We start from the raw sequence: 24399 nt of genomic DNA, 5'->3' as shown, positions 1-24399 counted from the left end.
GATGCCCTGGCCAGAACCGCGGACCCGAGGAAATAAAGGACAGATGAGCATGAGCACTGAATTCGAACCAAAAATCATTGCCTTCTGCTGCAACTGGTGCGCCTATGCCGGCGCAGACCTGGCAGGCGTCAGCCGGCTGCAGTACCCGCCCAATATTCGCCTGATCAGGGTGATGTGCTCCGGCCGGGTATCGCCGGACTTCATCCTCAAGGCCTTTCAACTGGGGGCGGACGGCGTGCTGGTGAGCGGCTGACACATCGGCGACTGCCATTACCAGGATGGTAATGAAAAAGCGCAGCGCATGGTGGAAATGACCCGCAGCCTGTTGCAGCTCATGGGAATCGACAACGAGCGGCTGGCGCTCGAATGGGTCTCTTCAGCCGAGGGAGGCCGCTTTGCTGAAATAGTCACCTCTTTTACCAGGAAAATCAAAGAGCTGGGGAAATCACCCCTTGGAGTCGCCGCATGAAGATAGAAGATGCAGCCCAGCTGACTCAGAGCTACTTTTGCCTCGACTGTGGAGTGTGCACCGGCAGCTGTCCGGTTTCCAGAGTACTGCCTTCCTTTTCACCTCGGCTTATTGTGGAAAAAGCCTTGCTGGGGCTCGGAGAAGAACTGCTCAGGGACCGGGATCTCTGGTCGTGTCTGACCTGCAGCCGCTGCTTCGAACGGTGCCCATCCAGCATCAACTTTCCGGAATTCATGCGCTTGCTGCGTGAAGAGGCCCTGCAGCGGGGCACCACCCCCATGCTTTCCCATCACGGCATGCTGCAGACCATCATGGAACTGCAGACCCAGGGGATCAAGGAAAACAAGACCCAGTGGGCCAGCGAGGCCGGCCAGATTGCCGACCGCGGCGACACCTTCTTTTTTGTGGGCTGCATGCCATACTTCCAGGTCATCTTCGCCGATATCGGCGTGGACAGTCTCAGTGTGAGCAGCAGCATCATCAAGATCCTCAATGCCGGCGGCATCACCCCGGTAGTGAGCAACGACGAACATTGCTGCGGCCACGACATGCTCTGGAACGGCAACGTTGACGTCTTCAAGAAGCTGGCGGCCCACAACCTGGAGGTCATTCGGGCCTCGGGAGCCAGGCGGGTGGTGTTCAACTGTCCGGAGGGCTACTACACCTTCAAGCATCACTATCAGGAGTTTTTCGGGGATCTTGGCTTCGAAGTGGTGCACTTCTACGAGCTGGTCTCCCAGATGCTTGCCGAGGAGCGCTTGCAACTGCGGGAGAACGGTGCTGCCAGCATCACCTTCCACGATCCCTGCAGGCTGGGCCGCATGGCCAAAATTTATGATGCTCCCCGGGAAATCCTCAGCAAACTCCCCGGCTGCCACTTTGTGGAAATGGAAAGAAACAGGGAAAATGCCGTATGCTGCGGCACCAGCGGCTGGGCCAATTGCGGCACCGGCTCCAAGAGAATCCAGGCTGAACGGCTCCAGGAAGCTGCAGCCACCGGCGCCCGCACCCTGGTGACTGCCTGCCCCAAGTGCCAGATTCACCTGAACTGCGCCCTGGGCAACCTGGATATGGATCTGGAAATCAAGGACCTCACCATCTTGCTGGCTGAGGCGGTTGGCTAGGTCTAAGTTGTGAAGTTGTGAAATTACAAAATAAAAAATGTAACTCCATGGGAGCGGCACCATGTGGCCGTGCCGTCGTCGGGGTAAGCCGCTCCCCCAAACAGTTTCACTGAGATCGTCTTTATCACCTGGTAATTTGTTTATTTTATAATTTTAAAACTTTACAACTTCAAGATTTTGTAACTCTGAAATTTTGGAATTTTACCACTCCTACAAACTGTGAGGTGAAGCGTGAGCAAGGACGTCATGGTCATTGGCGGCGGCATTGCCGGCATTCAGGCCTCCCTGGACCTGGCAGACATGGGAATACAGGTCCACCTGGTAGAGCGGCTGCCCTGCATCGGCGGCAAGATGGCCCAGCTGGACAAGACCTTCCCCACCAACGACTGCGCCATCTGAATTCTGTCGCCCAAGTTGCTCGATGCCGGTCGGCATCAAAAGATCAATCTTCTCGCCTACAGCGAAGTGGAGCAGGTGGCTGGCGAAGCTGGCGATTTTCAGGTGAAGGTGCGCAAGAAAGCGCGCTATGTCAATGAAGACCTCTGCACTGGCTGCGGCGCCTGCGCCGAAAAGTGCCCCACTTCCGTCACGGACGACTACAACGCCGGGCTCGGTGAACGCAAGGCTATTTACAAGTACTTTCCCCAGGGAATCCCCTCCACCTTTTGCATCGACGCTGAAAATTGTCGTCAGCTCGGCCAGGGAAAGAAGTGTGGCATCTGCGCCAAGACCTGCCAGGCCGAGGCCATAGACTTCGAGCAGAAAGATCAGCTCCTGGATATTGAAGTGGGGGCCATCGTGCTGGCCAGCGGCTATGAGGTCTTTGATCCCTCGGTCATTCCAGAGTACGGCTACCAGCATATCGCCAACGTGGTAACTGCCATGGAATTCGAGCGTCTCCTCAGTGCCAGCGGTCCTACGGCGGGCCACCTGGATAGGCCCTCTGAGCTGGCTCTGCGGGCTGAGATTGCCGCCCTGGAAAAAAGCCTCAAGAAGCTCAGCCGGCAGGTGCAGAGACTGGAAGAAAAGCACGGCAAGTCCACGGCCGAGTTTCTGGAAACCTGGAAGGAGGAAGCCGCTGCAGAAGAGCCCGAGCTGAAGCGCTGGGCCGAACTGGCCCGCAAGGTTAACGCCAGCCAGCAGCAGCTGGACTCCCTGAAGAAGATCGACGCAGCAAGCACCACTGCCAAGAAGCTCGCCTTCATCCAGTGTGTGGGCTCCCGAGATTTCAGGTTCAACCGCTTCTGCTCCTCTTACTGCTGCATGCACTCGGTCAAGGAGGCCATGATCGCCTACGAGCACGACAACGAGGTGAGCTCCTCTATTTTCTGCATGGACCTCCGCGCCGTGGGCAGGGGCTTCGAGGAGTACAAACTGCGCGGCGGTCAATCAGCGAACATCCAGTACATCCGCGGCCGGGTAGCCGAGATCACCGAGGACAAAGATCACAATCCCATAGTGTGGTACGAGTCTACCACCAGCAGACAGGTACAGCAGGAAACCTTTGACATGGTGATCCTGGCCACCGCCTGTATACCTGCTGCCGGCACCCAGAAATTGGCGGAAATGATGGGTCTTGAGCTCAACGAACACGGCTTCTTCAAGACCGACCCCCTCATACCCCTGGACACCAGCAGGCCGGGAATCTTTGTCTGCGGCTGCGCCCAGGGGCCCATGGACATTCCAGAATCGGTGGCTCAGGCTAGCAGCGCTGCTGCCCGGGCCGCAGAAATTGTGGCTGCTGTGCCAAGAGCAGCTGCCGGCGGAGCAAAATAAGGAAAATAGAAGCTGAGAAGCCTTCGGCTTCCGGCTACGTTAAAACTTCGCCGTGACAAGACGCCGGGGTTATCGGTTATTGGTTAATGGTTGATGGAAAGCAGGGAGCAGGGGAAATGGGTGGAAGGCTTATGGCGCGAAGCGCTGTCGTCTTTTAGCTTTCTAGCCTCCTAGCCTTCCAGCTTCCTAGCAGTATAGGGTTATCAGGGTGGAAGGCACAAGGAGTAGTTACGGGTTGAAGGTTAAGTTTTTTGAATTTTAAAACTTTTGAATTTGTTAATTAGAACTCCACAATGAGGTGTGAAATTGACGGAAGAGATTCGCATCGGCGTCTTTGTCTGCGACTGCGGCAGCAACATAGCCGGCTATCTCGATTGCCCGAGTCTTGCCGAGTATGCCAAGACGCTGCCCCACGTGGTCTTTGTCAAGGAAAATCTCTATACCTGCTCTGAAGCAGGCATCAACGAGATCAAAGAGGCCATCAAGAAAGAAAACCTCAATCGGGTGGTGGTGGCCTCCTGCACTCCCAGAACTCATGAACCACTGTTCCGCGAGTCCTGCGCCGAAGCCGGCTTGAATCCCTATCTCTTTGAAATGGTGAACATCCGCGACCAGTGCTCCTGGGTGCACATGCGGGAGCGCGACACAGGCACAGCCAAGGCCCGTGATCTCATCCGCATGGGAGTTGCCAAGGCTGTCCTTCTGGAGCCGCAGGAGCCCATTCAATCTGAAATGGATCCCAGGGCCATGGTCATAGGAGGGGGCGTCAGCGGCATGACTGCCGCCCTGACTCTGGCCAACAGGGGCTACGAGGTAATTCTGGTAGAGAAGCAGGCCCAGCTGGGAGGCCTCCTGCTGGAGCTCCACGAACTCGCTCCTTCCGGGGCAGACGCCCAGACCCTGGCCGCATCTCTGGCCGACAAAGTCAAGGCGCACCACAACATCCGGTTGTTCACCTCGGCCACCCTCACTGAGGTGGCCGGCTACATTGGCCACTACCAGGTGACTGTTGCTGTCAATGGTGTCCAGGAGGAATTCAGCGCCGGGGTGATCATTGTGGCCACCGGGGCCCAGGTTTTCAAGCCTGAGGGCATGTACGGCTACGATGGCAAGACCGTCATCACCCAGCTGGAGCTGGAGAAACTTCTGCGGCGCCAGCAGCTGGACTTCAACGATGTGGTGATGATCCAGTGCGTCGGCGCCCGCTCCGAAGAGCGCCGCTACTGTTCCCGCATCTGCTGCATGACCGCCATCAAGAACAGCATCGCCATCAAGGAGCGCAATCCCGAAGCGCGGGTGCACGTGCTCTACCGGGACATTCAGGCGTACGGCACAGAGAACGAGGTCCTCTTTCAACGCTCCAGGGAGCTGGGCGTACGCTATATAAAATACGATCCTGAAAAGCCGCCGCAGGTAGAAGACGGCAAGGTCCGGGTCTACCACCACCTTCTGGGTCGTGAGCTCGAGCTGCCGCAACAGCTGGTGGTGCTCTCCACGCCGTTGATAGCCGGAGAGGACAACGAGGCCATCTCCAAGCTGCTGCGCGTCACCCTTGATGAAAACCAGTTTTTCCTCGAGGGGCACGTGAAGCTCAAGCCCCTGGATTTTGCCACAGACGGCGTCTATCTCTGCGGCAACGCCCACTATCCAGCCACCGTTCGCGAGGCCGTGTCCCAGGCCCTCGGAGCAGCCTCGCGGGCCTCCATCCCTCTGGCCAAGGGAGTGATGACCGTGGAGCCCATAGTGTCGGTGCTGGCAGATGAAGACGCCTGCCGCGGCTGCGGCCTCTGCGTTGCTCTCTGTCCGTACGGCGCCCTGGAGATCGTCCACACGGAAAAGGGCCGCAAGGTGCAGCCCATTCCCGTGGCCTGCAAGGGATGTGGTGTGTGCGCCGCAACATGCTATCAGCATGCGCTGTCCATCAATTCTTTTACCGACCAGCAGGTGGAGGAACAGATAAAGGCATTTTTAACCGGCTAGAGAGATCTGCCTGATGTGGGAAGAGCATCAGGCAAGCAGATGATCATCCAGGACACATCTACATTGTCCAGAGTGAGGAGGTGACCTCTTGGCGGATTTTACACCCAGAATACTGGTGTTCTGTTGCACCTGGTGAGGCTACTCCGCGGCTGATCTCGCTGGAGTTTCCAGGATACAATACACCACGGACATACGCATCATTCGGCTCATGTGCACCGGCCGCGTGGACCCCACCATGATCGCCAAGGCCTTTGTCTACGGGGCAGATGGGGTCATGGTCGTCGGCTGTTATTTTGGCGACTGCCATTACATCATCGGCAACGTCCAGGGAAAGATCAAGGTGGGCCTTGCCGCCAGGGTGCTCGACTACGTGGGGCTCAACCCTGGACGGGTGGCTTTCGAGCAATGTTCTTCTGCAGAAAGCGAACGCTTTGTGGAGCTCGTCAGCACTTTTGACCAGGGCATCCGTGAGCTCGGGCCCCTGGGAAGCGGCGATAGACTTGCAGCCGGTGCTCTCCAGGAGAAGCTGGAAGCGGCACGGGCTGCCCTGGCCGGAGAGAAGCTCCGCTGGGTGGTGGGCAAGTTTGTGGAGTTCACCACCACCGGCAACAAGTATGGCGAGCTTTTTACCGAACACGAAATGTGGCGTACTCTGGACACCATCATTATGGATGAGGTAGCCACTCATCAGATACTGGCCCAATTGGGCCAGAGAGCTGCCTCGGTAAAGCAGCTCGCCTCCTGGCTGCAATTGCCCGCTCATCGTGTACTCAGGTATGTGCTTGCCCTGCAGCGTCGGGGATTCGTGCAGCTGGCCGGGGTGGAAGGCAGCTCCCCTCTGTACGAGCTGGCAGAACAGGCAGCCGACGCAGCCTGAGGCCGGCCAGAACCTGCCAGGAGCGGGGCCACAATGGCCCGGCCGCAGGAGTCTGCAGCCCGAGGGGAGCCGGGGCGCCTGCCGACAACATTTCTCTGGATGAATGCCAGGGCATTGTCCCGGCTCAGGCCGCAGGAAGGTGCCAGCGGATGCCATCAGCAATAAGTTTTGAAGTCTGCCCACATTCTGGACTCGTCACCATCTGGTGGAGGAAGAAGTCGTGTCTAAGAAACGAGTGATAATTTTCGGAGGTGATCCAGCCGGCGTGGCCGCCGCCCTGTCGCAAGCGGAAGCCGGCAACCAGGTAATCCTGGTGGAAGCAGCGCCAAGCTTCGGCGGCAGGAGACTGCCGCAAACGCGCATCATCAACGGTGAGTCGGGGTTTTCTGCCGTGGACTGGGAAGCTGTCAGGAAGCACCCCAACATCCGGCTGCTCACCAATGCAGAACTTCTCAAGGCCAAGGCTGCCGACGGCAGCTTCCACTTCCGCCTCAGGCAGCGCACGCCCAGGGTGGACCCTGAGAAGTGCAACGACTGCAAGGCCTGCATTCGGGTGTGCCCCATACACATGTACGATGACTTCAATGAGGGGCTGGGTTTTCGCACTGCCATCGATTTTTTCAATCCCAGTGTGGGAGTCTACAATATTTTCAAGGAGGACATGCCCATCTGCCAGGCCACCTGTCCTGCCAATCTGGACATCCGCTCCTATGTAGGTTTGATTGCCGACGGTAAATACGCAGAATCTCTTGCTAAAATAAGGGAAAGACTGCCCTTCGCTCTCTCCATTGGCCGGGTATGCCCGCATCCCTGTGAAGGAGCCTGCAACCGTGGTCACGTGGATGAGCCCATAGCCATCTGCGCTCTGAAGCGCTTTGTGGCCGACTGGGAAATGCACCACGACATCGACCCCCCCGTGGAAGTCCCCGAGCAGTTTCACGATGAAAAGGTGGCCATAATAGGCGCCGGTCCAGCAGGCCTCACCTGCGGCTATTTCCTGGCCAAGGCCGGCTATCGCTCGGTCTGCTTCGAAGCCATGCCCGAGCCCGGCGGCATGTTCCGCTATGGCATTCCAGAGTATCGACTGCCCACGCCAACCCTGATGCGGGAGATCAACTGGATTCTCGAGCACGGCGTGGAGCTGCGCTGCAATACCCGCATTGGCAAGGATGTCACCTTCGAGGAGCTCCAGAGAGACTATGCCGCCATATTCATTGGCGTGGGCGCCTGGAGCGGCATGAAACTCCGCATTCCCGGTGAGGATCTCGAGGGAGTGGTAGACGGCGTCAAGTTTCTCAAGGACGCCAACATGGGCAAGAAGATCGATGCCCGCGGCAAGGTCATCATCATCGGCGGCGGCAACGTGGCCATGGATGCTGCCAGAGTGAGCTGGCGCGAGGGCTTCGACGAGGTCCACGTCCTCTATCGCCGCACCAAGAAGGAAATGCCGGCCAGCCCCTGGGAGATCGATGCTGCCGAGGAGGAGGGCATCAAGTTTCAATACCTGGTGGCGCCTGTGGAGGTGATTGGCGACAACGGCCGCATGAAGGCCCTCAAGTGTTTGCGCATGCAGCTGGGAGAACCAGATGCCAGCGGCAGACGCCGCCCTGTTCCCATAGAAGGCTCCGAATTCGTCATCGAGGCCGAAACTCTCATACCGGCAATCGGCCAGCGGCCTGACGTTGCCTTTGTGCCCGATGACAGCGGCCTGGAGATTACCCGCTGGAACACTCTGGATGCCGATCCCGAGACCTTCATGACCAATGTGCCGGGAGTTTTTACAGCCGGCGACGTTCAGACCGGCCCGGGCATTGCCATTGCCGCCTGCGCCGGCGGTCGCAAGGCAGCTGCGGGCATTGCCCGCTATATCGAAGCCAAGCGCAGGGCAGCCGCCTGACAGAGCACTCTGGCAAGTTGTCTTTCGCCCTGTGCTCTGCAGACGCTCTGTCTCATGAGAACTTTGCTGATTTGAAAAAGGTGCTGGTATGTACGAGAAAAAGGGCCGTTACATTGTAGAGTTTCCAGACATTCCCTCCGAGCGGCAGCACCAGATCGAAATCGATGTGGAAGAGCGGCGCCGCAATTACAACGAAGTGGAACTGGGATTCGACGAGGAAAGAGCGCTCAAAGAGGCCAGGAGGTGCCTGAGCTGCCGGCGCTGCCTGGGCTGCGCCCTCTGCTGGGCCGAATGCAAGCCCGAGGCCATCGATTTCGCCATGGAGGATGACATAGTCGAGGTGGAGGCAGACATGCTGATCGTCTCATCCGGAGTTGAGCGGGCTCAGGAGCGCATTGACGACAAGTTCCAACTTGGCAGCAATTTGAACGTGATCACCGATCTGCAAATGGAGCGCATGCTGGACGAAGACGGCCCCAGCAAAGGTCTTGTCATCCGACCGTACGACGGTGAGGTTCCAGCGCGCATTGGTTTTGTCCAGAGCTACGAGGCCGCAGCCTCAGGCGTGCACAGGGCTGCCCTGTGCCTGGCTGTCAACGAGGCAATTCTGCTGCGAGGCAAGCTGCCGGAAGCCGAGATCTCCATCATTGCCGGAGAGCTCACCGGCTTCCAGCAGGAGTATGCCGCCGACCTGGAAAAGCTTGCCGACATAACCTTCCAGGAAGCCGCGGTTGTCTCTGTGGATGCCGGCGAAAAAGCCGAGGTAGAGGTAACCCTGGCCACAGCACAGGGGGAAGAATGCCGCAGCTTCGATCTGCTCGTCCTGCTCACGCAGCCGCAGCTCTCGGCCGAGGTGAAAAAGCTCACCTCTGCTGTGGGGCTCGAAGTTGACTATGCCAATTTCTTTGCTGACGGCGACGGCGCCGCGCTGCTCGCTACGGAAAAAGACCAGGTGCAGCTGGCGGCGCAGAGATGAGGGCTCCTGGCTTCGCCTGTGGCTACGCCTGGGGTTGTCAGTTATCAGTTATCAGTTATCAGGCGGATTCGTAATCATGAATGCTTCCGCTTGATTCTGGCGATTAAATGGCGCACAACAAACACATTCGGACGTTTGAAGACCTAGAGTGCTGGAAATGTTGCAGAGAGGTGCGACTTTTCGTGGCAAAAGAGGTTGTGGCGATCCTGCCCAGAGAAGAACGGTTTCGATTGGGAGATCAGCTAATAAAGGCAGCTCGATCTTCCACTGCCAACATCGCCGAAGGTTATGGCAGATTTCATTACATGGATAATGCGAAATTCTGTAGTAACGCTAGAGGGTCCTGTTGGGAAGTCCTGGACCATCTGATTACTGCCTATGATGAAGGTTTGATCTCAGCTGAAATCCTATCCAGGGGCCGTGATCTGGTTCATCAAGCAATCAAACATCTCAATGGGTATATGAAGTACCTGCAAAGAGCAGCAAATAAACATCCGTCTGTCCAAGAAGAACTATCCAAATACTTGACATCAACTCAAGATCCTGACAACCGATAACCAATAACTGATAACCCGATAACTGATAACCGACAACTGATAACTGATAACTGATAACTGATAACCGATAACCGATAACTGATAACCGACAACCGCTTCACATATTTTCTAACAGCACCCGATCTTCTTCGCCGGTTTCCTCCAGGTAGACATTTACCACCTGCTCCAGGGTTGTTGGCACTGTGACTCCCACGAAGTCAGCGCATATGGGCAGTTCCCGGTGGCCGCGGTCTACCAGCACCGCCAGGATGATGCGCTGCGGCCGGCCGAAATCAATAAGGGCAGCCATGGCAGAGCGCACGGTCCTGCCGGTAAAGAGCACATCATCCACCAGCACCACGATTCTGTCGTCTATAGAGAAGGGCAGTTCAGTGGTGCGAACTATGGGCTGGGTGCTTATCCTGGTCCAGTCGTCTCGATAGAGGCCAATGTCCAGAATACCCACGGGAATTTGCCGAGCAAATTTCTGCTCGATCTTTTCCTGAATCCTTCTGGCCAGATGAACCCCGCCAGTCCGAATACCCACAAGCACCAGATTATCCTTGTCGTCAATCGCCTGGTAAATGTCTGCCGCCATCTTTTCCAGGGTGCTGTCCATTTCTTCTGCGGAAAGGATCTGCCGCCCCTTCTGTTCTGCTGCCATCGGGATGAAGCCTCCTCACCATGGCCGGCGCCTGTCCAGGGCAAACTTCAGCAGGGGCCGCATCCCCCCCTCGTCTGTTTCCCCAAACCACCGTGCTCGCTGCTGCTAGGACCTCTGCTTCAGAAAAGAGAAACTGCCAGTCTCCCGGCAGTTCCAGCTTCAATTGTTTTGCCTGCCAATATAACGAAAGAATTTTTCGCTGTCAATGTAATAGAGGGCGTTGGGCATTGGGCATTGGGCGTTGGGCATTGGGCGTTGGGCATCCTTCGACGGGCTCAGGACTGGTGGGGTAGGGAACGGCGCTGCGCGCTTGCATCTTGCCTGATAACCGATAACCGATAACTGATAACTGATAACTAACTCCCCTTCTTGACTTTAGCCACTGGATTCACCAATAATGGAGAATAAAAAGTAGTGAAATTTTGCTCACAGATGCTGGTCAAGTAGCTGAAACATGGACATCAACACTGACCCTATGCTTCAGGAACTGGAAGAAAGGCTGGGCTATCGCTTCAATAATAGACAGCTGCTCTTCAACGCCCTGCTCCATCGCTCGTATGTCAATGAAAACCCTCATTTGAAGCTGCAAGACAACGAACGGTTGGAATTTCTCGGCGACGCTGCTCTGGATCTGGCTTTGAGTCATCTGCTGCTGGAAAGATTTCCTGACTATGACGAGGGAGAGCTTTCCCGGCTGCGGGCCGGGCTGGTGAACGAGAAGCACCTGGCCAGCATAGCCAGGGAGCTCGGCATGGGCGAGGCTTTGCATCTTGGCAAGGGAGAAGATCGAAGCGGCGGCCGGACAAAACCCTCGCTATTGTCCGACAGCCTCGAGGCTGTTCTGGCAGCTATCTATCTGGACGGCGGCCTGGAGGCCGTCATGAAGGTGGTGGAGCAGTTGTTCGCTCCATTTCTCACCGACAAAGAGGATCTGCCGATTGTTCTCGATAGAGACTACAAGACCCGTTTGCAGGAGATCGTCCAGGCTCGCGACAAGACCGTGCCCCGGTACAGACTCGAAGCAGAGGAAGGCCCGGAACACAACAAGTGGTTTCGCATGAGCGTCTGGGTGCGCGACCGTCTGCTGGCCTTCGGCTCCGGTCCCACCAAGAAAGCCGCCCAACAAAAGGCCGCTGGCAGAGCCCTGCGTGTCCTGGAAGAACAGGAAGATTCTGAAAAGACGGGCTAGCCTGAGGCGGGTTATCAGTTGTCAGTTGCCAGTTATCAGTTATCAGTTATCAGTTATCAGTTACCAGTTGTCAGTTGTCAGTTATCAGTTATCAGTTGTCAGTTGTCAGGAACAAGGCGGCAGGAGTTGTTCTCCCCTGCGATGGGACAGGCTAGCCGCGATCCGATAAAATGGCCCAGGGCCGCTGGTTGCGGGGCGCGCGAGTTGCGAGATGCGGGAACTTCGGGTTGCGAGGAATCAAGGGCTTGACAGAGTTTGGCGCCACCTTCGCCGAATGCCCTGCGCCGTGCGCCTTGCGCCTGCTTTTTCCTGATAACCGAGTATCCCAACATGAAACCTCTGATCATCCCCATCTTCATCCCCCACCAGGGGTGCCCGCATCGTTGCATTTACTGCGATCAAACTGCGGTGAGTGGTACTGCTCGGCAGTCGTGGACTGCCACGAGCCTGCAGCAGCACGTGGAGCAGCATCTCCAGTACAGCCGCCGCTCCCCGGTGCAGATAGCCTTCTACGGCGGCTCTTTTACAGTGCTCTCCGAGAAGAAGCAGCGCTTTTACCTGGAGGCGGTGCAAGGATTCATTGCCAGAGGCCGGGTGCAGTCTCTGCGGCTTTCCACCAGGCCGGATGCTGTCAGCAGCCACAACCTGAATTTCCTGCAAGAGATGAATGTCAGCACCATAGAACTGGGAGCCCAGTCATTCAGCGACAGTGTGCTGGCTCGCTGTGAGCGCGGCCACTCCAGCTCGCAGACCAGGGAAGCTGCAAACCGCATCCGCGGCCGCGGCTTTTACCTCGGGCTCCAGCTGATGCCCGGGCTTCCTGGAGACAGTGAGCGACAATTTCTCCGCACTGTTGACGCGGCTATTTCCCTGGAGCCGGATTTTGTCCGGCTGTATCCCACCGTGGTGCTTGCCGGCACCAGATTGGCGCACCTCTACCGCTCGGGCCATTACCGCCCTCTCACTGTGAACGAGGCGGTGCACTGGTGCAAGCAGGCCCTGCTCCGCTTCACCAGGGCCTCCATCCCGGTGATCAGGACCGGACTCCAGGCAGTGCTTTCCCTGGAGCAGCAGGGAAGGATTGTGGCCGGCCCCTACCACCCTGCCTTCGGCCAGCTGGTAAAGAGCGCTCTCTGGTACGACCGTCTGGAGCAGCCCCTGGAAGAAGCGCGTCGCCTGGGATCCCGGCTGGTCATTCACGCTGCTGCCCACCAGGTTTCAGACATTCGTGGGCACAGAAACACCAACACCAACCGCTGGCAGGCAAAACTGGGCCTAGACTCCCTGAGAGTCGTGGGATCCACAGACCTGCAGGAGGGGGAATGGAGGATTACCGCAGAGGTGTGAGGATTAGTTGGTTATCGGTTATCAGTTATCAGTTATCAGTTATCCGGTCTCAAAAAACACTCGGTAGGAGTAGGAGTGGCTCTGTAGCCACGACCAGATAGATCAGAGCTTTTCCCCTTTGATGGCTTGCAAGCCATGAAGCAAAAACATGACAGCGCTTCGCGCTATCTTTTACCCTGCGCCCAATGCCCAACGCCGTGCGCCCTGTCCGCTGCGCCCAATGCCCTTCCTTCATTCGCTTTTCTTCGCCCGGGCGCGAATCTCGTCCAATTTTTGTCCAAGAAGGCGCAGGTGATCTCCCATCTGTCTGGCGCTTTGGTAACGTTTGTCCAATTTCTTCTCGAGGGCCTTGTCCAGAATAGTTACTGCAGCCTTGAAAATCTTGGGATTATAGGTAGTTGGTGGTTCGTGTGGCACGGTGGTAATCTGGTACATGATGGCGGCCAGGTTCTCGCCGCCAAAGGGCAGCTCTCCAGTGAGCAATTGATAGAACACCACGCCCAGAGAGAAGATGTCGGAGCGGCCATCCACCTTCATTCCAGAAATCTGCTCGGGGGACATGTAATAGGGCGTCCCCTTGATCACGCCAGTGCGGGTCTTGGAAGTGGCGGTCGCCCGGGCAATGCCGAAGTCCGTAACTTTCACCAGGCCGTCATTGAGGATCATGATATTGGCCGGCTTCACATCCCGGTGGACTATGCCCCGCCCATGGGCGTATTCCAGGGCGTCACACACCTGGCTCACCACGTCGATCGCCCTCCTTATGGGCAACAGATTGTCCTTGTGGGCATATCTCTCGAGGCTGACGCCTTCCAGGTACTCCATGGCCAGATAGGAGAGGTCCAGGTCCTCGCCCACGTCGTAAATGGTGACGATGTTGGGATGCGACAGTTTGGCAACCACCTCCGCCTCCCGGTAGAACTGCTCCTTGATTTTCTCAACCTGGTCCTCGTCAAAATCATCGGTAAACCGAATGGTCTTGATGGCTGTCAGCCGGTCCAGCTTCGGATCGTGCCCCTTGTAGACGATGCCCATGGCACCCCTGCCCAGTTCCTCGATGATTTCATAGCGCCCCAGGGAAGGCTTCGTCTGCGTTGCCTCCTGCATCACCACTGTCTCGTCAGCACCAAAGTCAGGAACCGGCGGATAGGAGCTCTCCTCTGCCAGGCTTACTTCCCCGGCAGGCTCCTCGATTGCCGGTTCAGGCTGCACATCGTTGCCGCTGTCCATTGCGGTGGGCTGCGGCATGGACACAGGTTCAACCATGCCGCTGCTGGTCGGCTTGCTGACGAAGAAGCGCAGACCCCCAAAGGCGAGCACGCTGATTGCCACCAGCCTGAATAGAATCTTGAAGCTGAACTTGACGTCTGGACTGAGGGGCAGCAGGTTGCTCAGGAAGTAGTCCACATAGTCAGAGAGGAACAGAAAGGCGACAAAGACCATTATGAGCTTTATTGCCGCACCAATCTTGCCGCCGACATACTCTTTTTTCGCCCTGTTGTAAATGATCAGGGTAATCACGTAGAGTATCAGGATAAATGCCTGTGCGATCCAGTAGCTCTTGTTAGCTTCCATGGCATCTCCATCCCAGCAAATAATTTTTGTTTGCCATCCTGGACATCCTCCCCTCTTCGCCCCTCTCCATTCTGTAAGACTGCATCAGAGGCCTGCCTCTGATGCCGCATCACCTTCTCCTATCTACCCTCCGAATTGTCCGGCGCTCCCGGAGAGAAAGGCGGCAAAATGTTCATGCAGCTGGCTGCGCTGGCTGCCTGCAGCTTCCACTGCCTGCCGCATGCGGGAGATAGTGAGCCTCGATGCCTTTGCTCCCAGAAGCTGCTTTTCCTGCTTGAGCAGTCCCAGGAGGAGCTGCTGCAAACCGCCAACAAGCTCCGCAGTAGTCAGCTTCAATCTGCCCGCCTTCAAGAGCTCTTGCAGACGCGCCAGTGAGGTCTCCCAGCCGTCATCACTGTGGATGGCCGCAAAAACATTGCTCCCTGACCTGAGCTGGCCGGCCATGCCGTAGAAAAGATCACGAGCCTTGGAACCAAGTTCCTGTTCCAGGCTTGCCATTACCACCTGAAACATCTGCGCATAAAAGGGAATGACCGCCTTGAGATCAACCTTGTCCAATCCTGCGGACGTCCCTGCTCCCGGGGCTGCGGCAACCGGTCTGGGCCCCCCGGCAGCGGTGAACTTCCTCTCTCCCTGGACTCGAGATTCACTCTCGTAGGCGTCCAGAAAACGCCTCACAGGATCGGCCAGCACCTGCAAATTAGCTGGGACTGTATCCAGAAAACTGCGAAGTTTCTGGCCTGTGATGCCGGCGGCCTTGGAGCCGAGCAGCCGGTGCTCTTCTTTGAACAGCGAGGCCACCAGTTGATTGAAAAGCTTGATCAGGTCCGTCTTGCTGAGTGTATCCATCTTTTCATGGAAGCAGGAGCGGATCTCCTCTATGGCTTCTGCAAAACCCTGCTCTGGACGCACCGAAGAGAAATGAGAATAATAGCTGCAGCTTTCCAGGCTCTTCTTGAATGAAGCCGCCGCCGCCCTGGTGCCGAGCACTTCAGTGAGGTCATCCATGATAGTCTGCAGCACCCTGGCATAGAGAGAAAAAATTGCACTGTCCGCCAAGGGCACGGAACTCTCTCTTTCACCAGCTGCACCCTTGCGCACAATTGCTCCCAGCATGAACAGGTTGGCAATAGCCCGGTACACTGCCAGCTTGGAGTGGCCAGTTTCCTTGATGATCTGCGACACGGTCCTCTTGCCGTCAATGAGAAGCAAGACGCGCAGCGCCCCGCCAGAGTAAATGGACTTGGAGCTCAGGGCCCCCGGCCTTATCTGGAAGACCACGCTGTCATTGGGTATGATTTTACGGTAGTGCTCCCATTTCTCCGCCTCTGCCACCAGTCGACTGGGGTCGAGTTCTAAACGCAGATCTTCTTCCAGTCCATTGAGGCCGTCAGTGTAGGTGAACTCTGCCTCGTCCCAGTTGAGGATCTTGTTGACCATATCCTTGAACTGCTCTAGAAGAAGCTGCACCAGGTTCTCGCGGGAAATGTAGCCGCGCTCTACCAGTACCGTACCCATGCGCTTGTCCATAGTTCTGGAAACAGCCAGGGCATTGTCGAGCTGCTCATCTGTTATGAGGTTGTGTGTCTTGAGAAGTTCGCCGAGGCGGATCTTCTCGGCCCGCTTGCCAGTATAGTAAACAAAGACGATCTTGCCGTCTCGGAAATAGATCTGCGAACGGTTGCTGTCCTTGACGACCGTGAGCACGCCATTTTTCTTCTCCCCGTGGATCAATCTTATGATCGCACCTAGAGAGAATGTTTTTGCGTCACCGTGCAGAGCCATTTACAATCTTTCAATCTCCCTCGTAATAGAACTGCAGCCGCGCAGAACCAACTTCAATAACGTCGAATTCCTTGAGCCGGTAGCTCCCTTCCAGCTGAGCCCCGTTGACTCTTACTTTGGCCCGTCCCCCCATGGGCGTCAGGTGATAGCCGGATGGGCGCTTGCTGATGGTCGCTGCCACTCGGGGGGTAAAGAGTCCGCCCACCTGAATATCTGCCTCCCTGCCCTTGCCCAGCTTCACCAGCTTTTTCTTGAGGGCAATCTCATCCGCCCCGCCTGCCAGATAACTCAGAAGTCCCAACTTTTCACCAGGAGCCCCCACATAGGTCACTTCTGTGTGCTCCTCTTCCTCTGCCGGCTCCTGCTTCTGCTGAGGCTGCGCTTTTGCCTGGTCCGGGGGCACCTCCATGAACATGGTCGCTTCCACCAGGTTATCCCCCTGGCCGTCATCGGTGGGTTCCAGGTTGAACACCAGGGTGTGTTTGCCGATCAGTATGCGGTCGCCGTCCTTCAACTTCACACTGGTAATCCGCTCCCCGTTGACATAAGTGCCATTCTTGCTCTGCAGGTCCGTTATTATTATGTCGCTTCCTGCCTGGTCGATGCGAGCATGGTGGGCTGAAACGAGCAGGTTTTCCAAGACTATGTCATTGCTCGGTTCGCGACCAATAGTCTTGCTCCCACCCTCCAGGGGAAATTCTTTCAGCACCAGGTCCTTGAATTTCAGGGTTACATGAGCCATGGTTCTCCCCTCGATTACCAATGTGTCTTCATACTCGTGTCAGCTCCGCTACCGAGACCGGAGCAATTTCTTGAGAAATCCCTTTTCTTCTTCCTGCAGCAAAATCACCACAGCTGTGATGTTGTCCACGCCGCCGCGGTCGTTGGCCTCCGCTATCAATTTCTCACACAACTCGTCGAGCTCCCCGCCGTTCTGCAGAATCTCCAGCATCTCTTCATCGGACAGCATGTCTGTGAGGCCGTCGCTGCACATGAGAATGAGATCGCCAGGCAGGGGCTGCACTTCGTAAACCTCGGGCTCCACTGTCTCCTGGATGCCAACAGCGCGAACCAGAATGTGTTTCATGGGAATGGAGGACATACTCGGATCCCATTTTGGATTTTTGCGCAATTGTTCGGCAAGCAGGGTGTGGTCATGAGTGAGCTGTTCAATGCTGTTCTTGCGGACGAGGTAAATGCGGCTGTCGCCCACATTGGCCGTCACCAGGGTGCCTCCGTCCAGGTAGACCACCGCAGCGGTCGAGCCCATGCCCTTGTAGGCCCCCTGGTCCTGCGACAGCTGAAACACCACGCGGTTTGCCAGTTCGATGCTGTGATTGACTGCGGCTGCAGCCGGGGACATTTCCACAGTCTTTACCTCGTGCGCCTCCGGTGAGCTGTGAAAAGCCTCCATGTAATCTTTGATGCTGCTGACCACGGTCTCGCTGGCGACCTCCCCGGCGCGGTGTCCACCCATGCCGTCGGCCACAATGTAAAGACCCAGCTTGTCATTCAGGTAGAAAGAGTCCTCGTTGTTCTTTCTCTTTCTTCCCACATCGGAAAATCCTGCAGAGACTGGTTTCATAGGTAACTCGGGTCTCAAAAAATCGTTCTTGTTGAGGCGTGGCCATGTTTGCCAGATTCTACTTTATCTTTTCCACTGCTTGAAAATTCAAGTAGAGGCCGTAGGCATCGTCCACCACCTTGTCCAACATATCCATTGTGAACGGCAAGTATGGAGTAATCGCCTCCCGGATGCACTCCATCAGCAGATCGTAGTCCTGGGTGTTCGGCACCAGGCGGCGCGTGTCCAGATAGATATGCTGCAGCCGGTCACGTATTTCATTTATCAACTCTCTGGTAATTACCGGATATTCTTCCAACTCTTTCATTGCCAGTTCATCCCCTGATCCACCGCCCTCACATGGGGCATGCTCATTGGGGAGATTGTATACAAATCGGCCTAAAACTCAAGGTCTATGCAAACCTGGATATTTGCGCAGCATTGCTCCAGGGATAATTGCCAGAATATCCTGGCTCGGCTGCTCCCAATGCAGCACTGTGCAACCAATTCACACATCCGTTGCAGAGTCATCTGCTTCGATAGCCTCGGTCACCCAGGGCTTGAGATTCCCTCGCGAGTCGTAGAAATCGGTGAACCGTTGCACCACCTTCCTGGCCTTCTCCAGGGCCTGGTGTCGCAGACCTGTGTTGATGCCTATTCTGAGGTATTCTCTGGGGGTGATGAACGGTGCCAGCACATTATAGCCATAGCGGTCGCACCCCATGTGGACGCACTTGGCATGGAAAGTATGGTTAGTGCCGTACTCGGTTCCCGTCAAGCTGGTATAGGACTTGAACACCTCACAATTATTGCAGCCTCTGGTCTTGATAAAATAGGGAATCTCTTTTCCACTCAAAGCTTGCCCTTTTTCTTTTTCATTCCCACAGGAGGTCCTACCCCCATTGCTAACCCAGTTATCGGTTATCAGGGCAAGGCACAGCGTTCCGCACTATCTTTGCCGGACGCCTTGCGCCCTCCCTTCCGTATTGCTAGAATCGAGCCTTGCAGAAGAAGAGACCACATCTGGAGCCAATTATGCCGGAAACATCCTTCAAATCAGGGTTCATAGCCATTATCGGCGCTCCCAATGTGGGGAAGTCTACTCTGCTGAACCTCCTTGTGGGCGAAAAAATCGCCATTATTTCCCCAAAGCCGCAAACTACCCGCACCAGGATCCTTGGTGTGAGAACTACGGACCACTACCAGATGGTCTTCCTTGACACTCCGGGCATTCATCAAGCCAGGGGGCAACTGAACCTGGCCATGGTGCGCACTGCAGTGGCAACTCTCGAGACTGTAGACCTGATCCTCTTTCTGGTAGAGGCACACAAGCCGCGCGACAGGGAAAACAACACCGTGCTCGAGGTGCTGCAGCGGGTAAAGACCCCCGTGTTTCTCGCCGTCAACAAGATTGACTTGACAGGAGAGGCTTCCCTGCCAGAGATAGTTGAAAACTGGAGCAGCCGCTATCCATTTGCTCAGAAAGCGTGCATCTCGGCTCTCTATCAGAGCGGCATCCAGGAGCTGCTCGACAAAATCGCTGCCATGCTGCCTCCTGGTCCGCCTTACTATGATGAAGACACCCTCACGGACATTCCAGAACGGGCCATCTGTGCTGAAATTATCAGGGAAAAAATCATCCACCTCACCTCCGAAGAAATTCCCTATGCCACTGCGGTCACTATCAGCTCCTTTAAGGAAGACCCGGAAAGGAACCTCATCCGCATCCATGCCGAAGTGCATGTGGAACGGCCCTCACAGAAAGGAATCATCATAGGCAAGAAGGGCTCCATGCTGCGGCAGATCGGCCAGCAGGCCAGACTGGACATGGAGCACTTGCTCGGGGCCAGGGTATACCTGGAATTATGGGTAAAGGTGCGCAAGAAATGGCGCAAAGACCCACGCGCCCTGCGGGAGTTTGGATATATGTAAAGGGAGGGCGCAAGGCGCTGCGCATCGGGCGCATGGCGTTAGGCGTTGGGCGCAGGGTAAAGATTTATGGAATGTCCTTTTTATTCGACCTTGTGCGTGATTGAATGAGTCGCGTCAGCATGGCAGAGATCCTGCGACATTCTTCCTCGATATAATCGAAGGCCTCTTGCCCCAAGTACCCAATCTCAAGAGCAATAATAGCCTGTGTAAAAACTTCTGCAGCGGAAGCCCTAGCAATGTAAAAATGCCTGATGGCCTGTTTGTCAGTCCTCAAGTCGTTGCCCTCGGCAATGTTGCTCGGTATAGAAACAGTGGCCCTGCGAATCTGGTCCCTGAGCCCATAGTCCTTTGTGAAAGGATGCTTGCTGGTAATCCGGTAAACAAATACGGCCAGATTCTTCCCTCTCTGCCAGACTTTAAGATCCTGGAATTTTCCCATTGATGCCCCCTCTCGATTAAGTGCAATCAAACTGTCTTTTTGAGATATTGTTGCGCTGTGCGCCTTCTGCCGTGCGCCCTGCGCCCAACGCCTTGCGCCCTCTCTCCTGCGCCCAACGCCTTGCGCCCTGCGCCCCCCTAAAATATCTGCACCCTCGGCCTTTTCAGCGTACCACGGAGATGGAAGGGGATGGATTTGCCTCTCTGGAAAAGGGCTCGGGCCGCATTGCCCGTGGTTGTGGCAAGATTTATCAGGGCGGCATCGACCTGGGCCTGGCCGCGCAGATCCATTCTGCTCCGGCGAAGATCCTGCCGCAGTTTTACGGTGCCCTGCAGTGATCCCCTGAGGCCATCGGCTCGGAATACACACCTGCTGATCTGCAGCTTCCTGTCATGGACCGTGGCCTCGGCCCTGATCTCCAGGCCGCGCAGAGTGTCCGTCACCAGGTAAGGAAAAACCACGCTGCAGGTTCCTTCCTGCAAAGCAACTTCGGTGCTTCCCCTGGAGTTCAGCCAGTCTCCGGGTGCACCCTCGAGGTGCAGCTGCCCGGTCAGCTTACCACTGAGTTGCCGGCCAAACAGTGAGGTCAATGCCTGGTTCGGCTCCAGCATGATGTCTGTCCACGCCAGAGAGAGGCGATAATTGTCAGGGGCATAGACGGGCCCCACATTCAGTCTGCCCTCCAGGGTGCCCTCATAGGCCCTGCCACGGAATCCCACCTCGAGCCTTCCCCTGAATAGAGGCAGCAGGTGTGGCCGCAGCGACACTCCTGTTGTTTCCCACAGGAGCTGCGGCCGGGAGCCCTCCTGCCAGACCGTGCACCTGCCTGCTTTGAGGACCAGGGGAAAACCGAGGGATATGTCATGCAGGTCAACGGCCACCCCCAGGTGTCTGCTCAGCAGCTGTTCAATTCCAGGCTCCAACCTGGCGTAAGGAAATTTCCACAGCACCAGCACCGCGGCGAGAACCACGATATAGAGCAGATAAACTAGCGGTCTCCGTGTCATCGGGAAAAACTACTCACACCACTCGAGTAAGAAACATGGGGGGACTGTCAGCCGGCTGTTCCCCGGTAGCCCCGGGCAACAATCACCAGGTTTACGTCAAGCAGCGCCCGCTGACGCTGCTCGGGGCGAATCGACAGCCGTTCGATGCGAACCTGCTCCGGAGCGGTTTCGATGTGGTAGAGGTAGGGTATCAGGCCCTTCAGAGAAATGCCCTTCAAACGCATCTCCACCTGCTCCTGCTGATGCTCTTCGTCGAGCGGCTTCACCGAGGGCCTCATGTACTCGATTTTTTCTTTGAGACCATCGCGGCCAGCCAGATTCTCCAGGAAGGCAAAAAGAGTGAAGCCAGGCGGCCGATTGCGTACATTTTTCTCCGAGGCCTGATATTCCGCCCTGGCCTTTCTATAGGCCTTCTCCAACCGCAGCAGTTCGTGGAGGCGCTGCTCAGTTCTGACCACATTTCTGGCCAGGCGCTCCCGGTAGTTCATCACCGGCCTCACCACCCACTGTACGGTGGCAAGCGTCAGCACAACAGCTGCGGCCGCTATCAACAACTGCCTCTGGTTAAGCCTGGCCATTTCCTCTTCCTTCGCTGTAAATCAACAGTTCTCCAGCATGGTTAGCGCTGCAGCTCGATGCTGAAGTCCACTCCTTTGCCATCCTTGGCCGCCTTGGCCCCGCTGATGTTCACCTTGCTGAATTCCGGCGATTCCATCAGGCGGTTCTTCACTTTGTCCACAGTGCCAAAGGAATCAGCCCTGCCGTTGAGGCGCACCTGTTTTTGATCCATCGAGAGCATTTGCAGAGATACCTGCAGATCGGGCGGTATGGCCTCGCTGATGGCCCGCAGGACCTCCACCGTGGAATACTGCTCCACACTGCTGCCGAAAAGGGCGGCTGTTTGCTTCAATTCGTCCACTTTGCCCTTGAGTACACTCACATACTGGCTCGGCTTCAGCGAGCCGCTCAACTCCGGCAGCTCTCGTTTGATCACCGTCTCAATGGCTCTATCGAGCTGCTGCAGCTGCTTGTTCTTGGCATAGATGTCTGCACCTACGGATCCCAGCCAGCTCAGTGCCACCAGGGCCGCGGCCATGAGTCCGTAGATGATCTGCGGCCGCCAGCGCACCAGTGGGTCGAGGCTCGGCGCTGCCGTTGCCTGCAGGTTAAAGCTGCCTTTGCGCCTTGCCGCTCTCAGGGCTGCTGCCGTTGCCACCGCGTAAATGGGCGCCTCATTGCTGAGATCCTGAAATTGTCCGAGCACTCCCAGGTCCGTCAGCTCGGTGACCCGGCGCACTGGCAGCTGCAGCTCTTCACCGAGCAGTGCGGCAAAGCCCTTTATCAGCGAGCCGCCGCCGAGCAGCAGCACCAGTTCCGGCGGTGCCGCGGTCTCCTGCTCCTGGGCGGCAAGCAGGGTCATCTCCACTTCGCGAGCAAAGGCCTGCACCACCTGGCGCACCTCGCCTTCGGAGCCATCCTTGCCGGTGCCGGCGGGCTGGCCGTTGAAGCCGTGGGCAAAGAGCTGCTTGAAGGCATCCTCCAGAGATATGTTGGCAGATCTGGCAAAGGTGTCAGCCAGGCGGCTGCAGCCGAAAGCCAGGGCGCGCAGGTAAGAAGTACGCCCTCCCTTCCGCAGAAGAAAGTTGGTTTTCCGGTGGCCGATATCCAGAAGAAGCGTCCGTTCAGGAATCTGCTCCGCCAGTTCACCGGCAATGACTCCGAGCACGCCCCCGTCCAGATCTACCAGTTCTGGCACAATGCCTATCTCCCGGAAGGCCTCCAGGTAGGGAGTGAGAACCCGTCTGGGGAAAGCGACCGCCAGCACGCTGTGGCTGCCGTCTGCGCGGTCGTCACTGAGTACGGAGTCAACCACCACCTCTTCCAGGGCCACGGGCAAGGTGGCTTCGATCTCGAAACCCAGGACCTGAGCAATCTTGCGTTCAGAAGTAAACGGCAGGGCAACCCGCCGCAAAAAAGCGTCCTGGCAGCCCACTGTCAGAAAAAATCGGTCGCCTTCCAGGCCGTGCTGGGCCAGCAGCTCCCGGAGAGTCTCAGCAATCTGCGGCGGCGAGGCCTCGGGCGGCAGCGCTTTGCTGGCATACCCCTCGATTCGCGCTGTTCGCAGGGTGCGACTCAGCTGCACCACCTTGAGCACCTTGCTGCCGATATCTATACCGAGAATCTTCTCTGCCATTGTCATCAACCAGAGGTCAATATACCTGCCAGAAACGTGCCACTACCTTTGCTTCTCCCTGGCGGCCGGCACCCGGCTCCCGCTCCAGATAAGCAAAGATAGACTTTCTCCCCGCACCCACCCTGGCAGTCATCTCTACAGAAAAGTAGTCGCTGGTGGTGGTTACCAGAGCAGCAGGCAGGACAATATCATTGAATCCAGGCATTCTGTTCCTGTACCAGTCCTTCTCCTTGAGAAAATCGTAGTGAAAGGGCTCACTGCGGTAGGCTACCACATTCTGAGCCCATTCACTCGCAGTTTCCGGAGCCACCGTGGCGGGCACCAGGGCCTGGAGAACCTGGACTCCTGCGGTGTTGATATTGATCCTGCCACTGCTGCGCACCGTGACGAAATCCTTCAGTCCCGGCTTGCCATCCTTGCCGTAGTACAGCTCCGGGGTAATGCCCCGCACCAGCAGAAGCTCGTCAAGGGCGACAATGGGACCATTCCTGCAGCCGTGCGGCTTTTCCAGAGTTTGATAATAATCGGCTTCAGCCCCGGTGGTCTCCGTGGTCTCCTCGTCTTTATCCAGCCAATCCTTGAGGGCAGTGGCCACTGCATGCGCCTTTTCAGCATCCAGGGACATAGGGCTCATGGTGAGCAGCCGTTCGAAGACCTGCTGATAGTCGGGGCGAAGCGCACCCTTGTCGTCCACCAGAAAATTTACGGGAAACTTGCCGTTCTCGTCTACAACTTTTCCCTCCAGAGTTCCCGCCTCCGCAAGGGAACGCGGCAGCATGCCAGGCTGCAGCACTTCGGCCCATGGCTCCCCCAGATGGTCGACCTCGTTGTCTGCGCCGTCAATAGCCAGCATTTGCATGGCCAGATGGACGCCAGATTTTGCCAGGGCCTCGGCACGAAAACCATCCTGAAAGTAGCGCGCACCAGTGGCCTCCACCTGCACTCCCCTGAGACTTTCAATAACCACCGTCACCAGAACGGTAATCATGAGCAGAGCAAGTATAAGTGCTGCCCCACCCTGGGGATCCCGCCACCACCTGCGCAACACTCTTGCCATCATTTCAAAAC

The 24399-nt window shown here is 56.7% G+C and carries 24 protein-coding genes; 12 read left to right on the top strand and 12 right to left on the bottom strand.

Annotated elements, in window-relative coordinates; genetic code table 11:
- The first annotated feature begins 49 nt into the window (after positions 1–49).
- The 9 genes from JRI89_10505 to JRI89_10465 all read left to right on the top strand — a co-directional run bounded on the left by JRI89_10505 (position 50) and on the right by JRI89_10465 (position 9656).
- Positions 50–469 (top strand): hydrogenase iron-sulfur subunit, encoded by a 420-nt coding sequence (locus tag JRI89_10505; GenBank protein ID MBW2071673.1) that lies wholly within the window; start codon positions 50–52, stop codon positions 467–469.
- A complete protein-coding gene (locus JRI89_10500) occupies positions 466–1593 on the top strand; it encodes a (Fe-S)-binding protein (protein MBW2071672.1) in 1128 nt (375 codons plus the stop codon). Before JRI89_10505 ends, JRI89_10500 begins: the two co-directional genes overlap by 4 nt.
- Positions 1594–1824: 231 nt before the next feature.
- Entirely contained in the window at positions 1825–1992 is a 168-nt protein-coding gene (locus JRI89_10495) for an FAD-dependent oxidoreductase (GenBank protein ID MBW2071671.1), read from the top strand.
- Positions 1993–2067: 75 nt separating this feature from the next.
- Positions 2068–3369 (top strand): FAD-dependent oxidoreductase, encoded by a 1302-nt coding sequence (locus JRI89_10490; protein ID MBW2071670.1) that lies wholly within the window; start codon positions 2068–2070, stop codon positions 3367–3369.
- A gap of 300 nt (positions 3370–3669) precedes the next feature.
- On the top strand, positions 3670–5349 hold the full coding sequence (locus JRI89_10485) for a CoB--CoM heterodisulfide reductase iron-sulfur subunit A family protein (GenBank protein ID MBW2071669.1): 1680 nt from the start codon (positions 3670–3672) through the stop codon (positions 5347–5349).
- Positions 5350–5521: 172 nt separating this feature from the next.
- Positions 5522–6226: a hydrogenase iron-sulfur subunit gene (locus JRI89_10480; GenBank protein ID MBW2071668.1), complete on the top strand. Its 705-nt coding sequence runs from the start codon at positions 5522–5524 to the stop codon at positions 6224–6226.
- A gap of 220 nt (positions 6227–6446) precedes the next feature.
- Positions 6447–8123: an FAD-dependent oxidoreductase gene (locus tag JRI89_10475; GenBank protein ID MBW2071667.1), complete on the top strand. Its 1677-nt coding sequence runs from the start codon at positions 6447–6449 to the stop codon at positions 8121–8123.
- 88 nt (positions 8124–8211) lie between these two features.
- Positions 8212–9099, top strand: coding sequence for a hypothetical protein (locus JRI89_10470; GenBank protein MBW2071666.1), 888 nt, complete (start codon positions 8212–8214; stop codon positions 9097–9099).
- Between the two features lie 107 nt (positions 9100–9206).
- A complete protein-coding gene (locus tag JRI89_10465; GenBank protein ID MBW2071665.1) occupies positions 9207–9656 on the top strand; it encodes a four helix bundle protein in 450 nt (149 codons plus the stop codon).
- 97 nt (positions 9657–9753) lie between these two features.
- Here the strand turns inward: JRI89_10465 and pyrR are convergent, their stop codons facing one another.
- Positions 9754–10299: a bifunctional pyr operon transcriptional regulator/uracil phosphoribosyltransferase PyrR gene (gene pyrR / locus JRI89_10460; GenBank protein MBW2071664.1), complete on the bottom strand. Its 546-nt coding sequence runs from the start codon at positions 10297–10299 to the stop codon at positions 9754–9756.
- Between the two features lie 454 nt (positions 10300–10753).
- Here pyrR and rnc point away from each other — a divergent pair, with 454 nt between their 5' ends.
- Together rnc and JRI89_10450 are read left to right on the top strand one after the other, a co-directional pair.
- Positions 10754–11488 carry a ribonuclease III gene (gene rnc / locus JRI89_10455; protein ID MBW2071663.1) on the top strand — a complete coding sequence of 245 codons (735 nt, stop codon included), beginning with the start codon at positions 10754–10756 and terminating at the stop codon, positions 11486–11488.
- Positions 11489–11818: 330 nt separating this feature from the next.
- Positions 11819–12835 (top strand): radical SAM protein, encoded by a 1017-nt coding sequence (locus JRI89_10450; protein ID MBW2071662.1) that lies wholly within the window; start codon positions 11819–11821, stop codon positions 12833–12835.
- A 231-nt stretch (positions 12836–13066) separates the two neighbouring features.
- Here the strand turns inward: JRI89_10450 and JRI89_10445 are convergent, their stop codons facing one another.
- The 6 genes from JRI89_10445 to JRI89_10420 form a co-directional block, all read right to left on the bottom strand.
- Positions 13067–14410 carry a serine/threonine protein kinase gene (locus JRI89_10445; GenBank protein MBW2071661.1) on the bottom strand — a complete coding sequence of 448 codons (1344 nt, stop codon included), beginning with the start codon at positions 14408–14410 and terminating at the stop codon, positions 13067–13069.
- Positions 14411–14533: 123 nt separating this feature from the next.
- Entirely contained in the window at positions 14534–16195 is a 1662-nt protein-coding gene (locus tag JRI89_10440; protein ID MBW2071660.1) for a DUF4388 domain-containing protein, read from the bottom strand.
- 10 nt (positions 16196–16205) lie between these two features.
- Positions 16206–16937 carry an FHA domain-containing protein gene (locus JRI89_10435; GenBank protein ID MBW2071659.1) on the bottom strand — a complete coding sequence of 244 codons (732 nt, stop codon included), beginning with the start codon at positions 16935–16937 and terminating at the stop codon, positions 16206–16208.
- Positions 16938–16985: 48 nt separating this feature from the next.
- A complete protein-coding gene (locus JRI89_10430; protein ID MBW2071658.1) occupies positions 16986–17750 on the bottom strand; it encodes a Stp1/IreP family PP2C-type Ser/Thr phosphatase in 765 nt (254 codons plus the stop codon).
- Between the two features lie 88 nt (positions 17751–17838).
- Complete coding sequence (locus tag JRI89_10425) at positions 17839–18087, bottom strand: hypothetical protein (GenBank protein MBW2071657.1); 249 nt, start codon at positions 18085–18087, stop codon at positions 17839–17841.
- Between the two features lie 180 nt (positions 18088–18267).
- Entirely contained in the window at positions 18268–18615 is a 348-nt protein-coding gene (locus tag JRI89_10420; protein ID MBW2071656.1) for a hypothetical protein, read from the bottom strand.
- Positions 18616–18794: 179 nt separating this feature from the next.
- Here JRI89_10420 and era point away from each other — a divergent pair, with 179 nt between their 5' ends.
- On the top strand, positions 18795–19691 hold the full coding sequence (gene era / locus JRI89_10415) for a GTPase Era (GenBank protein MBW2071655.1): 897 nt from the start codon (positions 18795–18797) through the stop codon (positions 19689–19691).
- Between the two features lie 64 nt (positions 19692–19755).
- Here era and JRI89_10410 read toward each other — a convergent pair whose 3' ends face one another.
- The 5 genes from JRI89_10410 to gspK form a co-directional block, all read right to left on the bottom strand.
- On the bottom strand, positions 19756–20130 hold the full coding sequence (locus tag JRI89_10410; GenBank protein ID MBW2071654.1) for a four helix bundle protein: 375 nt from the start codon (positions 20128–20130) through the stop codon (positions 19756–19758).
- Between the two features lie 137 nt (positions 20131–20267).
- The gene (gspN, locus tag JRI89_10405) at positions 20268–21137 is read right to left on the bottom strand and encodes a type II secretion system protein GspN (protein MBW2071653.1); all 870 of its coding nucleotides are present in this window, start codon (positions 21135–21137) and stop codon (positions 20268–20270) included.
- Positions 21138–21184: 47 nt separating this feature from the next.
- Positions 21185–21715, bottom strand: a complete 531-nt coding sequence (locus JRI89_10400; protein ID MBW2071652.1) for a type II secretion system protein M — start codon at positions 21713–21715, stop codon at positions 21185–21187.
- 41 nt (positions 21716–21756) lie between these two features.
- Positions 21757–23331 carry a pilus assembly protein PilM gene (gene pilM, locus JRI89_10395; GenBank protein ID MBW2071651.1) on the bottom strand — a complete coding sequence of 525 codons (1575 nt, stop codon included), beginning with the start codon at positions 23329–23331 and terminating at the stop codon, positions 21757–21759.
- Positions 23332–23347: 16 nt separating this feature from the next.
- The coding region (gene gspK, locus JRI89_10390) for a type II secretion system minor pseudopilin GspK (protein ID MBW2071650.1) at positions 23348–24399 on the bottom strand (1052 nt) is incomplete at its 5' end.

This window comes from Deltaproteobacteria bacterium (assembly GCA_019309045.1).
Lineage (GTDB): Bacteria > Desulfobacterota > Syntrophobacteria > BM002 > BM002 > JAFDGZ01.
The sequence above is the reverse complement of the archived record's forward strand: the minus strand, read 5'-3'. Positions and strand labels throughout refer to the sequence as shown.

Coding starts and splice junctions, on each gene's coding strand:
- JRI89_10500 (MBW2071672.1), top strand. CDS start 466: ATGAAGATAGAAGATGCAGCCCAGCTGACTCAGAGCTACTTTTGCCTC.
- JRI89_10470 (MBW2071666.1), top strand. CDS start 8,212: ATGTACGAGAAAAAGGGCCGTTACATTGTAGAGTTTCCAGACATTCCC.
- JRI89_10465 (MBW2071665.1), top strand. CDS start 9,207: ATGGCGCACAACAAACACATTCGGACGTTTGAAGACCTAGAGTGCTGG.
- pyrR (MBW2071664.1), bottom strand. CDS start 10,299: ATGGCAGCAGAACAGAAGGGGCGGCAGATCCTTTCCGCAGAAGAAATG.
- rnc (MBW2071663.1), top strand. CDS start 10,754: ATGGACATCAACACTGACCCTATGCTTCAGGAACTGGAAGAAAGGCTG.
- JRI89_10450 (MBW2071662.1), top strand. CDS start 11,819: ATGAAACCTCTGATCATCCCCATCTTCATCCCCCACCAGGGGTGCCCG.
- JRI89_10445 (MBW2071661.1), bottom strand. CDS start 14,410: ATGGAAGCTAACAAGAGCTACTGGATCGCACAGGCATTTATCCTGATA.
- JRI89_10440 (MBW2071660.1), bottom strand. CDS start 16,195: ATGGCTCTGCACGGTGACGCAAAAACATTCTCTCTAGGTGCGATCATA.
- JRI89_10435 (MBW2071659.1), bottom strand. CDS start 16,937: ATGGCTCATGTAACCCTGAAATTCAAGGACCTGGTGCTGAAAGAATTT.
- JRI89_10425 (MBW2071657.1), bottom strand. CDS start 18,087: ATGAAAGAGTTGGAAGAATATCCGGTAATTACCAGAGAGTTGATAAAT.
- era (MBW2071655.1), top strand. CDS start 18,795: ATGCCGGAAACATCCTTCAAATCAGGGTTCATAGCCATTATCGGCGCT.
- JRI89_10410 (MBW2071654.1), bottom strand. CDS start 20,130: ATGGGAAAATTCCAGGATCTTAAAGTCTGGCAGAGAGGGAAGAATCTG.
- gspN (MBW2071653.1), bottom strand. CDS start 21,137: ATGACACGGAGACCGCTAGTTTATCTGCTCTATATCGTGGTTCTCGCC.
- JRI89_10400 (MBW2071652.1), bottom strand. CDS start 21,715: ATGGCCAGGCTTAACCAGAGGCAGTTGTTGATAGCGGCCGCAGCTGTT.
- pilM (MBW2071651.1), bottom strand. CDS start 23,331: ATGGCAGAGAAGATTCTCGGTATAGATATCGGCAGCAAGGTGCTCAAG.